The organism is Xenorhabdus sp. BG5 (assembly GCF_015163665.1).
Classification (GTDB): domain Bacteria; phylum Pseudomonadota; class Gammaproteobacteria; order Enterobacterales; family Enterobacteriaceae; genus Xenorhabdus.
This window is the reverse complement of sequence record NZ_JADEUG010000025.1, coordinates 1-13,311: the sequence shown is the minus strand read 5'-3', so window position 1 is coordinate 13,311 and position 13,311 is coordinate 1. Positions and strand designations below refer to the sequence as shown.

Here is a 13,311-nt window from a genome sequence, read left to right as displayed (position 1 = left end):
GAGGAGGACAAACCTGTATTTCAGGCTACATGGCAATTCAAAGATTCAGCGTTGCAGAACCCGGCAGCATTCAGTGCCATTTCAGAACTGACTACTGGCAAAGACGGTATCAAGTTAAAACTCCATGATCCGAAATCTGCCATCAAGCAGTTGGCGGAACTACTTGGTTGGGAGTCAGCGAAAAAAGTTGATTTGAGTTCTACTGACGGCTCAATGTCCCCCGCCAAGATAATACTGGTACCCGGAGGACAGCGTGACGACAGCGAGGATTGAACTCCCGCCGAAGCTCATTCCGGTATTCAGTGGTGACTATCGTTATCGATGCTCATACGGCGGGCGAGGCTCAGCCAAGACAAGAACCTTTGCACTAATGACAGCCATTCGCGGTTACATGGCTGCTCAGAACGGGCAATCAGGCGTCATACTTTGTGCGCGTGAATATATGAACTCCCTTGAAGAGTCATCAATGGAAGAGGTTAACGTCAGGTGAGATTCCACCAGCTCATTGTAAGGGATATTCAGTTCCCAACGTTGTTGTTTTTCTTTAGCAATGCGGTCAAATAACGCCTGTAGCTTCTGGTAGTTAACTTCATTGAGTAACTGCCACTGGCTATCACTGAACCAGTGACTGGTCATCTGTTTGCCGGTGGCAGAGTGAATGTCTTTCGCCGTGACGCCTAATGCTTTTCGGGCATCACGAAAATAATCGATCAGCGGTTTAAATACCGACTGTTTCAGTTCGCGGCATTGGCGAAAGTAGCCATCGCCTTTCGGGTGATACGGCCTTTGATAATGTTCGGCAAAAATAATACGTTTGGTTGCCGGGAAATACATTCGCAGGCTTTCTTTATTTTGCCTGCGTCACGGGCCAGAGGGTTTTGCCCAAATAATATGGTTCAATACGTTAAACCGTTCACATACAAGCAAATCGATATCAGACGCCAGACGCGAACCACAAAACATGTACAGGCTGCCATTAGGCATTTCATACGTATCGTAATGCCTGGCTTCCACGGTGACCCAGCGCCGGAAAGCATCAAAGGATTTGGTGGCGGTGATGTTATGGGCACGGTTTTTCGACAGGCCAACAAGGTATTCATCAGCGGCGGATTGTAAGGCATCTTCACTGCCGGCGAAGTGCGCCAGATATTGTACATAGCCGCATACAAGTGATTTTTCTTCAGGGGAACTCGTGCCGCCGACAGGCTCCCAGTATTTAAAACCGAGATTCAGCAAGGCAAAGTATTTGCGGTGAAAACGGGGATTACGGGCTTTCTTAAAATCTGCATACAGCACATCGCCGCATTTGATTTCCGAATGCAGGTATTCTCTGGCGGCTGGAGTCGCAAGCCGTAAGGTGTCGTCGGAAATTTGAAACTATGCTGCGCCATTCTTGATCCCTTAAGGTAATGGCACAGCAGCTTGGGTTTAGGTTATCGGATGTTCAGGCCGATGTGAAAATTCAAGCGGGTTACTGCCTGTTACGCTACTGGCAATCGCTGCAAGTGGGAAATATCGAGGTTTTGCTTAATATGCCAGATATCATAGGCATTCTGCATTCCCAGCCACACATTCGATGCACTGCCGATAACCACAGAAAGTCGAACTGCCTTTTCAGGGGAAGCATGCGACTGACAGCTTATCAGCCGTTGTACCGTGGAAGGCGCCACATCCAATGCCTTTGCCAACGCCCTGGCATTCATGTTCAAGGCTTCCATCGTTCCCTTGATCAGTTCGCCCGGATGGGGAGGATTAAGCATTGTGCTCATTAGTGGTCATTCTCATATGATCAGGCTATCACCTTCTATCTTGATATTCGTTCATTAATAAAAGCCTCAAATCCACAGTCTGAACCTGAAAGTTGAGGATAGTACCACCTATACAGCCCATAGGCGGGATCATGTCGCCGTTGTCTGTCCCCCTCCTCTGGAAAATAGTAATTATTTCCATCTGGTTTATCAATAAAATGCCGATTTATATTAAGCGTTGGACGTAAGTTAGACGTTGAATATATTCTCGTCCCTCCTAACGAACCTTTAACTGGCATATTGAGATGATTAGCTAATCGTTGAGCAAGCCCATTTGCTCCAGTCCAGCAAGCTATTATTCTGATACACTGAATATTATGTCCTTTATTTTTTAGACTGTTTAATAAGTTATGAACTGTTTTGCAAAAGTTATTTAAATTCATCCCATGTGCATATTCACATGTTCCCCAAAATAATATCGGAGAACCCACTGGAGATGAATGCCCCACAATATTGAGTCTATATTTGGGCTTGTGTTTCGGTTCGTCTAAAAAGTAAAAAAATCTGCCCTCCTCATACTGGTACAATTGGGTCGTTTTCTGCCCCAACTCATTACCCGTCATTGCCATAATACTGGATATCGAGTGTCGGTACTGTCCCATAATTCCTCCTGCATTCAACACTATTTTTAATGCATGATAGGTCCAATCTTCAAGAACAACGCCATTTATACAGCTTGGCATAATTCTTCAGAAGTAACTCCTTATAACGCTAATTTCAATTCATGCCAACCCAACGTATTCCAACAGGCCGCTTTCCCCGAAAAACAGCATTCTGTCACTGGTAAGGATTCTCCACATTTTTCACAGCATTGCTACTGTAGTTTGGCAAGCTGTATTTTTAATGAACAGTCATCCATTCGGATTAAGATCGTAAGATATTCGTTCACGTCGTAAGGATCTCTGTACGGTCGTCGGAGGACGCAATTTTGCTTCAGCATCGCCAGTTCCTGATTATCCAGGAGCAATTCTATTCTGGTCACACCAGCTTTCTGCTGGAAATTGCCGCGGGTCTCATTGCTTATACATTCCAACCTAAAAAACCGAGCTTGAATTTACGGGATAATGATATCGCTATTCTTAAACGAAGCTGAGGTTGGGATATTTTCCCAGACGATAACCGCTGGCTGTTTTCCGTTTCGGGAGCAAGCAAATTATATTTGCAGCGACTGTGGTAATTGCAGAGCTAATGACTCTAGCAAAGAAGAACATATGCATTTAGAGGACGTTGGTATGTCTGAACCACATAGATTTGTCATGAATATTGTTTATGATGTAAGCTTCTTTTTTCCTGATTTCGATTGTTGGTGGATAATGTTAACTACAAAAAATCTCCGTGTATATACAATAAAAAGTAATTTCTATTGTAATATCTCCCCTAATGATAATAGGGATATTTTGCTAACGCTTAGCAGTGATACAATGTATATGTATGTAGAATTATCCTACTCTACTAATTGCTCGCAGTCTATTTATGAGTTATGAATTTAGTTAATAAACATTTCAGTAATAGTGTTAAGTTTTATTTAATAACCTTTATATTAAAACCAAAAATCAAACAAGCTAACGAATAAGGCAGTTAATATATCTGCCTTATTCGATAAAAATATATTACATTTATTAATTCTTATTTTGAATTAAGATTGATTTAATGCCACTTCTTCGTCTTGTTCAAATACTTATTTATTAGTTTTTCTCATCAATTGACTGGTGATTGTACCTGCTGTCATCGCGCCATTAACATTTAATGCTGTGCGTCCCATATCGATCAGAGGCTCAACAGAAATAAGCAGTGCTACTAGGGTGACAGGTAAGCCCATAGCAGGTAAAACAATCAATGCTGCAAATGTTGCGCCTCCACCAACACCAGCAACCCCCGCAGAGCTGATAGTCACAATTCCGACAAGTGTTGCAATCCACACTGGATCAAAGGGATCAATACCTACGGTTGGAGCCACCATCACTGCCAACATAGCTGGATAAATGCCAGCACAGCCATTTTGCCCAATGGTCGCACCAAAAGAGGCGGAGAAGCTGGCAATAGACTCAGGTACACCGAGGCGGCGAGTTTGTGTTTCGACATTCAAGGGAATACTTGCTGCGCTTGAACGGCTGGTAAATGCAAATGTCAGTACGGGGCCTGCTTTTTTAAAGAATTTCAGAGGATTGATACCCGTGAATGCCAAAAGCCCGCCATGTACTACAAACATCAGACCAAGGGCAATGTAGGAAGCAACAACAAAACTACCTAATTGAGTAATGTCATTGATATTGGAACTGGCGACAACTTTGGTCATTAAAGCCATCACACCGTATGGAGTGAGGCTCATAACTAACCTAACCAGCTTCATAGCCCATGCTTGCATAGTATCAATGGCAACGAGAGCCAGTTTACCGCGCTCCTGATTATCTTTAATCATTTGTAGCGCAGCAATGCCTAAAAATGCCGCAAAAATTACCACACTAATAATGGAAGTAGGGCGTGCTCCCGTCAGGTCAGCAAAAGGATTTTTAGGGATAAAGGAGAGAATGATTTGAGGCACACTCATATCTGCAACTTTGCCAATATAATTGCTTTCAATTGCTAATAAACGAGCAGTTTCTTGCGTGCCTTGAATGAGACCTGATGCACTTAACCCAAAAAAATTGGCAATGATAATGCCGATTAAAGCGGAAATTGCTGTAGTGAACAGTAATGTACCAATGGTAAAAAAGCTGATCTTTCCTAAGGAAGATGCTTTGTGTAAACGAGTGACGGCGCTTAGGATAGAAGCAAAAACTAACGGCATAATAACCATTTGTAGCAGTTGTACATAACCATTACCTACAATATTGAACCATTTAATTGATTCTTTTACGGTAAGATTATCTGTTCCATAAATGATGTTTAGTGCCAGCCCAAAAACGACACCCACGACTAGAGCCACAAGAACTTTTTTGGACAAGCTCCATTTATTTGAGTTCGTTTTTGCTAATAGAATAAGCAGTGCTACAAAAACGAGCACGTTGATGATGAGTGGTAAATCCATCTCTAGTCTCCAAAAATGATATACTCTTTATATTTCGAGTTGCGGTATGTAGTTTGGAATATAGCTTTGTAAGCTGTATTCCAATTTGAATCTATCGTCTACGTACCATGAAATACTTAAAGTAAAATATTATCAGTATAAGAGATTGTCTTCTTATAATTAAATGGAATTTAATATAATTATTTTTCACTAGCTAGTTTAATTGATTATATATCCTAATCTATTTCTGTTATTTTTTGTTCAATTACAACTGTTCACTTTGTATTTTATTGAGTTAAAAGTTTTTTTGAAGGCGACAGGAAGTGCATAAAAAGTGATTTATATTTTGCAGGTAACCCCGTTTTAAAATGGGGTTACGATATTTGCTGTATGTGAATATTGAGCAGTTACTTGTAGAGATTCTGTAGCTTATCAATAGGTAATTTATCAAACTGTATTTTGTTAAATTGTAAGCTGTCGAAATAGCGAGCGAATGAGAAATTGATGTGTTGTGGAAGGATAATAGCGATCACTACTACCAGTACGGCAATAAAACGTTCGGCTTTTTTACGTTCCTTACCTCTAAGAATAGGTATGCAAAAACGTATTCTTAGTGGCCATAATAGTGGAATACCAGCGGGAGTCAGCATATCAGCAATAAGATGGCTGATGTAACCGATAACCATTGCATGGACAAAGTCAGTTGGAATGGGCCAATTAGACGGTATTTCAGTCTGGAATAGAGTAACCCCCACGAGCAGCGCTAATAAACTATGTGTAAATCCACGATGTCCACATAATCGCGCGATTGGAATGGATATAAAGCGGAACAATCTGCCTAAGGTTGAACTTGGATGGTCAATATCTGGCAACAATGAAGCCAGAAGTACGCCGGGAAGCATGTGTAACCAGTCTCCCTGTGCTATTTCTGGTGTGATTTCTAGCTGGTGAGCCAATACAAGGCTGGCAACGGAAAAAAGAAGATGCCCTTCTGCTGTCATAATGATTTATACTGATTATTTATGCTGATTGCTGTTTATACATACAGTGAGGCAGTATAGAGGGTTTTGACTGAGGAAGATAGAGGGTAATCAGGAAAATTTTTAAACTGTGTCTTGGTTGGTTGAAAGGGCGGTTGATATTCGCGCTGCCTTATACGAGAAATAGGGCAGCGCGGTGGCTATTAAGTAATATTTTCTATTGTTAATTTTTCCAGAGAATTCAGTTTAATGTCAGCCAATGACCAGCGGGGATCATCAAAATGGTGGGAGGCTGGGACGACAATTGAGCGCATTCTTGCTGCTTTGGTTGCTATCATACCGTTAAATGAGTCTTCTAATGTAAGACAGTGAGTTGGGGTGACTCCAAGTTGACTGGCTGCCAGTAAATAAACTTCGGGATGTGGTTTACTGTAAGGTAAGTGTGCAGCAGAAACGACAACATCAAAGTAATGTCGTAGGTTAAACAATTCGAGCACTTTTTTGATCATTTCATAGGGTGAGGCGGAGGCAAGGCCAATTTTTAATCCACGTTCGCGACAGAGATTTAAAGCATGTTCTACTCCAGGTAGTAAAGGGCGGTTTTTTTCAACTGATTGAACTACGTAATCGATGATGCGTTGCCCAACTTCACTTTTAGAGGCGCCTTGCCAAGGTGATGCTTGATACCATAGCTCAACAACGTGATCGATTCGTAACCCCAATGTGTCAGGTAGGTTTTTGGCTAAATTTAAATCTAGCCCTAATTCACTGAATACGCTTTTTTCTCCCTGTTTCCAATAAGGTTCAGAATCAATCAGTAAACCATCCATATCAAAAACAGCGGCTTCCATAGATAAACAAGATGACATCTCAAATCTCTCCGCGATGATAACAGTGATTAAAGAGATTTGATTGTAACAATTTCAATAAATTAAATCTCGTTATGGGAGATAACAAAGAAAGAGATAGTTTCATCGGTAAAGTAAGATAATGACTCCGTAAATAGGATTAAAGTGAGTTCGTTATGAGCTATTATTGAGTAAAAAATAAAATTATTTATGCTAATGGAGAATGTAATGACGTATCAACAAGCCGGATATATTGCCGTCGCTAAGCGAATTTTTGGTTGGATTATTTTTGTACCCTCTCTGTTGTCGACTTTTGTCTCAGTGATTAATCTAGTTGCAGGGCAGCATGGTGTTAAAGGTGACGGTGTTAAAGGTGATGGTATTGGAGGTGGCGGAGTTAACGCGGTATTGAATGATTTTCTTCAGATGATGACAGAAATGATTAAATTCAATACACCATTTTTGGATTTTTTCTGGAAGCATTCTCCAACCCCTGAGCGTGTTGCTGGAATTACTGGGGAAAATATCAGTTTTTTTGTCATTTATATGCTGATGTTTGTGGGGTTGGCAATGAGTGCATCTGGCTTGAGAATGTATCGTCAATTTAAATTCATCAAAGAACGTATTGAAGATCAAATGGTCTTTGAACACGCGCAGGAGAGTGGAATAACTAAGGAACAATTGAAAGCTAAAATTGCGTTCCCCTCTCATTCTTTATTTAGCCAGATTTTTATCCTTTACATATCACCAATCATTATCGGTACAATTGCTTACTTCTTGTTTAAATTTTTAGGGTGGTAATGCGATAGTTAATAACAGCGCAAGGATGCGCAATATTGTATTTGGTTTTAAATAAATTTATATTTTTAATATCATAAATTTCACTTTTGTTTTTGAATGATTGAGCTATTGTCAATAATTAAATATCATATTAATTTAAGTTCTCTTATACCTATTCAGATAAAAGTTTATCAATCATCTTTTGTATTAAAATAAAATTCTCTCCTCCGAAAAGATTGCATCTATTTAACAAATAGTAAAGTTGGTAAATGGGTTGACGTTCAAGAAAATCTTTAGGCAATGGCCAAATACTCTGGTAACCATCAAATATTTGCAAAGGAAGATCTGGGTAAAGTGGCAACATCGCCAGATCGCATTCGCGATCTCCCCAATAGCAGGCAGGATCAAAAGTGACGGCACAATTATCGTTCAATGATGCACAGTTCATGGGCCATAGATCGCCATGCAGGAGAGAAGGTTGAGGGTGATGATTGTGCAGTCTATCGCTGATTACTTGAACAATTTGGTTAATATTTCCAAACACCATCCCGTTATCAGCGGCAAGTTGCAGTTGCCATCCAATGCGTTTTTCGGCATAAAAATGGGCCCAACGCTTTTGCCATCCGTTAGGTTGTATGGTCGTTGCCAGCATGTTATCAAAATCAAAACCAAATTTAGGTTGTTCGCTCCATTGATGTAGCTTCGCAAGGTGTTGACCAAAAAGATACGCACTGTGTGGGTTAAAGGGTTTTATGGGCAGATGCTCTAGCAACAGGAAGCTATAGTTGCGGTCGTGACCTACACCATAAACATAGGGAACTCGGGTTGTTTTGCTGCGAGCTAATAATTCCAATTGCTCTGCTTCTGCTTTGAAAATTGGCAGCATTTCCTTCACGTTGGATTTGATAAAGATATGTTGTTCACCATATTTAACATGCCAGGCACGGTGAATATCTCCTCCTGTCAATTCCTCTTTATCGTGAATTTCAGCATCACCAAAATGCTCACTTAATAGTCGGCTCACTGTTTGCCACATGTTTCACCTCATTAAGTTGACAGTTGCTATGCTTATATTACAGACAGATGTAACATTTGAACAGGATAAAAGGCGTTTTAATAGGAATTAATAAGGCCATATCTCAAATTTGATATGGCACTCTATTATTTTTTAATTTGATTTTTCTGGAATTGATACCTCATGGGATGAGATTTTCTCAAACGATCTTTTGTTTGCTTTCTTGCAAGCTAATTTTATTTGATCATAAGTCAGTGCAATAGCAAAGAAAATTGCCTGAATGATGACGATACAGGGGCCTGTTTCACCATCAATATGGAAGCTGATGATAGTGCCAAGTACACTGGATGATATAGAAGCAACCATTGCCACAATCAGCATGCGATCAAAGCTCCGGCAAAGTATAAAAGCAATAATGCCGGGGGAGATTAACATCGCAATGACGAGGATGATACCGACGGCTTGCAAAGATGCGACAATTGTTAGGGCCAGCAGCGATAATAACCCGTAATGGAGAAGTTTCACAGGAAGACCAACCACTCGTGCCTGATTGGGATCGAAGCAGTAGAGCATGAAATCTTTTCTCTTTAGCAGCACAATAGCCAGCGTGATCCCGGCAATACACAAGGTTTGGAGTAATTCATGCTGGGTAATGCCGAGTATGCTGCCAAATAAAATGTGTGTCAGGTGTTGATCCGTATCTATACGAGTAAACAGGACTAACCCAAATGCAAACATACCTGAGAAAACGATTCCCATGACTGTATCTTCTTTGATTCGGCTATGTTCTTTTAGATAGCCTGTCGCGAATGCACAAGATATACCAGAAAGGAAAGCACCTATTGCAAGTGGTATGCCTGTTACAAAAGCGAGCACTATACCTGGCAAAACAGCATGGGAGATGGCATCTCCCATCAATGACCAACCTTTTAAGACTAAGTAACAGGAAAGTATAGCACAAACAGCGCCCACCATAATGGCCGCATAGATAGCTCGTCGCATAAACTCATGCATGAAAGGTTCAGTCATTAATTCAATAAATGTGTTCATGAGCGTTGCTCCTGAATCAATGCCAGAGATTCCTTTCTGGCTCGTCTGCGAGAGGCTAACGTGCCATGTTTAGGGGCAAAGAAGAACGCAAGTAAGAAAATCACTGTTTGTATGGTGACAATGACTCCCCCAGTTGCACCGTTGAGGAAATAACTCACATATGCACCGATACCACTTGTGAGTGAACCGATAGCGACGGCAATAATCAACAAATGTTTAAATTTATCTGTTAATAAATAGGCGGTTGCACCAGGCGTTACAACCATTGCGATAACTAGGATAGCGCCTACTGTCTGTAATGCAGCAACGGTACAGGCACTTAATAAAGTGAAGAAAATGATTTTCAACCGTAACGGTGATAATCCAATAGAGCGTGCATGAGTTTCATCAAAGAAAACAACCAATAAATCTTTCCAAAGTCCCATTAAGATGATGAAGGAAACGGCAATAATGATTTCCACTTGTAAAACATCTTCATCAGCGATCCCGAGAATGTTGCCTAATATAATGGTTTGTACATTCACGGATGTAGGGTTTAAAGAAACGATCAATAATCCGACGGCAAAAAAAGTGGAGAATATAAAACCGATCACCGCATCTTCACGTAACCGAGTGATATGACGTACCAATGTCATTGATAATGCCGCGAGCATTCCTGTAAAAAAAGCCCCACCTGCATAAGGTAAACCGAGAGCATATGCACCTGCGACACCGGGCACAACAGAGTGGGAGAGGGCGTCTCCCATTAGCGACCAGCCTTTTAGCATCAGATAAGCGGATAAGAAAGCACAGACACCCCCAACAATGGTACTTACCCACATGGCTTTCACCATGTAGTTGTAGCTGAATGGTTGTAAAAGCAGTTCCATCATGGTTGATTTTCCTTTTGTTTGGGGTTTTTCCGCGGTGGAATATGGTGATTATGTCCGTAAAAGACGGCTGCACGTTCATCATCGGTTATGACTGTCAGTGAGCGTGGATCATCATCTTTATGTAGCTCAGGAGCGGAAAGATTAATATGACGCAAGACACCACCGAAGGTCATTTCCAGATTTTTTTGAGTAAACGTGTTTTCAGTTTGGCCACTTGCGAGCACCGTGCGATTGATCAAAATAACGTGATCACAAAATTCAGGTACACTGCCGAGATTATGCGTTGACACTAAGACCAAATGCCCTTCGTCACGTAAATCACGAAGTAAGTCAATAATGGCATTTTCTGTTTTAACATCGACCCCAGTAAAAGGTTCATCCAGTAGCAAAACTTTCCCTTCTTGAGCCAATGCACGGGCTAAAAATGCGCGTTTTTTCTGCCCGCCAGAAAGCTCACCAATTTGGCGATCACGCAATTCGGTCAGACCGACACGTTCAAGCGCTTTATTGACGATTTCATGATCACGCTTGCTGGGACGGCGCAAAAATCCCATTTTTCCATAGCGTCCCATCATTACTACATCGGAAACCAGAACCGGAAAATTCCAATCTACATCCTCAGTTTGAGGAACATATGCGATGATATTTTGTTTTAATGCGGCTCTAATAGGTTGCTTGTTGAGCGTCACTTTTCCTTGTGAAGGTGTTACTAATCCCATGATTGTTTTGAATAATGTGGATTTGCCGCTGCCATTCATACCTACCAGCGCACAAATTGTGCCGCCAGTAATGTCAAAACTAGCATCATAAATAGCAGTATGCCCATTGTTGTAAGTGACAGTGGCGTTATCCACAATTAAATGAGGATGCTCAAATAACGATTGATGGTTTAATGATGAGTGATTCATTGATTAAATCCTTTTGCGATAGTGTCTACAGTGGTGTTAAGTAGATCAATATAAGTTGAAACTGGTCCTTTTTGAGTGGAAAGAGAGTCTACATAAAGTACTCCGCCGTAACGAGCTCCTGTTTCTTTACTGACTTGTTTTGCTGGTTTATCTGAAACAGTGCTTTCACTAAAGATAACTGGGATCTTATTAGCTCTTACTGTATCAATGACATGGCGAACCTGTTGCGGGGAACCTTGTTCCTCAGCATTAATTGGCCACAAGTAAACTTCTTTGAAACCATAATCTTGTGTGAGATAGCTGAAAGCGCCTTCACTGGTGACCAGCCAGCGTTGTTCTTCAGGAATGCGAGAAAGACGTTCTCTAAGAGGCGCATCCAATTGAGCCATTTTCTCTGCATAAGCTTTGGCATTACGATTATAAATTTCGGCATTCTCAGGATCGTATTTGACAAAAGCTTTACGGATATTTTCGATATAGATCAGCGCATTTTTTGGCGACATCCAGGCATGGGGGTTAGGGTTTTTATTGTAAGGCCCTTCACGGATCGGTAAAGGAGTAATACCTTCGGTTATAACCGCGGCAGGGATAGCTTGCATGTTTTCAAAGAAGCGTTCGAACCAGCGTTCTAAATTTAGGCCATTCCAGAGGATAAGGTCTGCACGCTGTGCCTTGATGATATCTTTAGGAGTGGGTTGATAATCATGGATTTCTGCACCAGGTTTAGTGATTGACTCGACAATTGCTGCGTCTCCTGCGACATTTTGGGCCATATCTTGAATAATAGTAAATGTTGTAACCACTCTGAATTTTTTCTCGGCATGAGCTTGCTGGCTGAATAACGCCATTGTGAATAGAACAAGGACCAGATTGAATATCGGAAAATCAGAAAGAGAATGTTTTTTATTCATTATGGTAAACCTTACTTGTTGTACATATAATTATTGATAATGATTATCAGTATCATTTATGTAAAGTCAAGGCGATAGAGACAAAATTGATGATAAATTCGATAGACTCTCCTTAAATTCTTACTGATTGATATGACAACGACACACCTCATGCGAACAAAAAAACAGCATGTTGTCTAGCGTTAACCATGAGCAATAAAGATATTTATTTTGATAAGTGATAGAAAAATATTTTTGGTTTATCAGTAAAATTATATATCCTTTATAAGATAAATTTTATTTAGGGGAAGCAGCGTGAAATTAAAACTCCGTTACATTGCGGCGGCATTGTTATTGTCAGGATGTGCAAGCCAACAAGTACACCAATCAGACAGTAATAGACAAACAACAGCAAAACGTATGCTTGACGGCAATAAGGCTGCTTTTGGTACCCGTAAATTGACAAATAAGTTTAACTCCACCCCATTTGATGGTTTTATTGCGCAAGCCGCAAAACGTTATGGTGTTGATGAAACGCTCATTAAAGCGATTATCCAGGTGGAATCAGGTTTTCGTCCAGAGGTCGTTAGTAAATCGAATGCAGTTGGGCTAATGCAGATTAAGGCATCTACGGCTGGACGAGATGCTTACAGAGTGAAAGGAAAATCAGGGCAACCAACGATGCGTGAATTGAAAGATCCTGAAACCAACATCGACCTTGGTACCGCCTATATCAGCATCTTGAAAAAACAACATTTGGAAGGTATTTCCAATCCAGAAACGCTGTACTATGCAACGATAGTTGCTTATGTAAATGGTGCAGGGGCATTATTGCGAACGTTTGACTCAAACCGCGTTTTGGCAATTAATAAAATTAATCGAATGACTCCGAATGAGTTCTATCAATATGTTCAAAATAATCATCCTGCACCACAGGCTTCGCGTTATTTATGGAAAGTTCAAAATGCTTATCATTCTTTAGGTGTAACTTATTAATTTCAATCGGTAAAATTTAATTAGGATTAAATAAACTTGATAGCCTGAGTTTTTTATCGGGCAAAACAGTTTTTGTAAACTATAGATATTACAATTTTGTGATAAATATTTTACAAACAGTATTAATTATTAAGTTTTAATTAAAAACAACCCTGAT

Annotated in this window: 14 protein-coding genes and 3 pseudogenes; 5 read left to right on the top strand and 12 right to left on the bottom strand. The window is 40.6% G+C overall.

All coding sequences use genetic code 11. From position 1 onward, the window contains the following. Positions 1-51 precede the first annotated feature (51 nt). On the top strand, positions 52-273 hold the full coding sequence (locus IQ209_RS13030) for a hypothetical protein (RefSeq protein ID WP_193851709.1): 222 nt from the start codon (positions 52-54) through the stop codon (positions 271-273). Next, positions 254-478 (top strand): annotated as a pseudogene (locus IQ209_RS18360) (PBSX family phage terminase large subunit); the annotation flags it as partial. The gene IQ209_RS13030 and the pseudogene IQ209_RS18360, both read left to right, overlap by 20 nt. A 31-nt stretch (positions 479-509) precedes the next feature. Here IQ209_RS18360 and IQ209_RS18595 read toward each other — a convergent pair. The 4 genes and pseudogenes from IQ209_RS18595 to IQ209_RS13010 all read right to left on the bottom strand — a co-directional run. Beyond that, a pseudogene (locus IQ209_RS18595) lies at positions 510-981 on the bottom strand (site-specific DNA-methyltransferase); the annotation flags it as partial. 42 nt (positions 982-1,023) lie between these two features. After that, positions 1,024-1,311: pseudogene (locus IQ209_RS18590) on the bottom strand (DUF1367 family protein); the annotation flags it as partial. A 170-nt stretch (positions 1,312-1,481) separates the two neighbouring features. Next, positions 1,482-1,769 carry a HigA family addiction module antitoxin gene (locus tag IQ209_RS13015; RefSeq protein ID WP_193851707.1) on the bottom strand — a complete coding sequence of 96 codons (288 nt, stop codon included), beginning with the start codon at positions 1,767-1,769 and terminating at the stop codon, positions 1,482-1,484. Positions 1,770-1,804: 35 nt separating this feature from the next. Next, positions 1,805-2,491: a hypothetical protein gene (locus IQ209_RS13010; protein ID WP_228005874.1), complete on the bottom strand. Its 687-nt coding sequence runs from the start codon at positions 2,489-2,491 to the stop codon at positions 1,805-1,807. A 245-nt stretch (positions 2,492-2,736) separates the two neighbouring features. On the opposite strand from IQ209_RS13010, the gene IQ209_RS18775 reads away from it, so the two are divergent. Then, positions 2,737-2,901 carry a hypothetical protein gene (locus IQ209_RS18775; protein WP_339378882.1) on the top strand — a complete coding sequence of 55 codons (165 nt, stop codon included), beginning with the start codon at positions 2,737-2,739 and terminating at the stop codon, positions 2,899-2,901. A gap of 585 nt (positions 2,902-3,486) precedes the next feature. Here the strand turns inward: IQ209_RS18775 and IQ209_RS13000 are convergent. The 3 genes from IQ209_RS13000 to hxpB form a co-directional block, all read right to left on the bottom strand. After that, a complete protein-coding gene (locus tag IQ209_RS13000; protein ID WP_193851705.1) occupies positions 3,487-4,836 on the bottom strand; it encodes an L-cystine transporter in 1,350 nt (449 codons plus the stop codon). A 386-nt stretch (positions 4,837-5,222) separates the two neighbouring features. After that, a complete protein-coding gene (locus IQ209_RS12995) occupies positions 5,223-5,816 on the bottom strand; it encodes a metal-dependent hydrolase (RefSeq protein ID WP_193851704.1) in 594 nt (197 codons plus the stop codon). Between the two features lie 182 nt (positions 5,817-5,998). Next, positions 5,999-6,664, bottom strand: a complete 666-nt coding sequence (gene hxpB, locus IQ209_RS12990; RefSeq protein ID WP_193851703.1) for a hexitol phosphatase HxpB — start codon at positions 6,662-6,664, stop codon at positions 5,999-6,001. Between the two features lie 207 nt (positions 6,665-6,871). Here hxpB and IQ209_RS12985 point away from each other — a divergent pair, with 207 nt between their 5' ends. After that, positions 6,872-7,444 (top strand): YniB family protein, encoded by a 573-nt coding sequence (locus tag IQ209_RS12985; RefSeq protein WP_193851702.1) that lies wholly within the window; start codon positions 6,872-6,874, stop codon positions 7,442-7,444. Positions 7,445-7,595: 151 nt separating this feature from the next. Here IQ209_RS12985 and IQ209_RS12980 read toward each other — a convergent pair whose 3' ends face one another. The 5 genes from IQ209_RS12980 to IQ209_RS12960 all read right to left on the bottom strand — a co-directional run bounded on the left by IQ209_RS12980 (position 7,596) and on the right by IQ209_RS12960 (position 12,179). Next, entirely contained in the window at positions 7,596-8,459 is an 864-nt protein-coding gene (locus tag IQ209_RS12980) for a fructosamine kinase family protein (protein WP_193851701.1), read from the bottom strand. A gap of 132 nt (positions 8,460-8,591) precedes the next feature. Further along, positions 8,592-9,488, bottom strand: a complete 897-nt coding sequence (locus IQ209_RS12975) for a metal ABC transporter permease (protein ID WP_193851700.1) — start codon at positions 9,486-9,488, stop codon at positions 8,592-8,594. Next, positions 9,485-10,360 (bottom strand): metal ABC transporter permease, encoded by an 876-nt coding sequence (locus tag IQ209_RS12970; RefSeq protein ID WP_193851699.1) that lies wholly within the window; start codon positions 10,358-10,360, stop codon positions 9,485-9,487. The genes IQ209_RS12975 and IQ209_RS12970 overlap by 4 nt, the downstream gene beginning before the upstream one ends. Next, positions 10,357-11,268 carry a manganese/iron ABC transporter ATP-binding protein gene (locus IQ209_RS12965; RefSeq protein ID WP_193851698.1) on the bottom strand — a complete coding sequence of 304 codons (912 nt, stop codon included), beginning with the start codon at positions 11,266-11,268 and terminating at the stop codon, positions 10,357-10,359. The genes IQ209_RS12970 and IQ209_RS12965 overlap by 4 nt, the downstream gene beginning before the upstream one ends. Then, positions 11,265-12,179 (bottom strand): metal ABC transporter substrate-binding protein, encoded by a 915-nt coding sequence (locus IQ209_RS12960; RefSeq protein ID WP_193851697.1) that lies wholly within the window; start codon positions 12,177-12,179, stop codon positions 11,265-11,267. Before IQ209_RS12960 ends, IQ209_RS12965 begins: the two co-directional genes overlap by 4 nt. Before the next feature lie 294 nt (positions 12,180-12,473). Here IQ209_RS12960 and IQ209_RS12955 point away from each other — a divergent pair, with 294 nt between their 5' ends. Then, positions 12,474-13,154: a transglycosylase SLT domain-containing protein gene (locus IQ209_RS12955; protein WP_193851696.1), complete on the top strand. Its 681-nt coding sequence runs from the start codon at positions 12,474-12,476 to the stop codon at positions 13,152-13,154. Positions 13,155-13,311 lie beyond the last annotated feature (157 nt).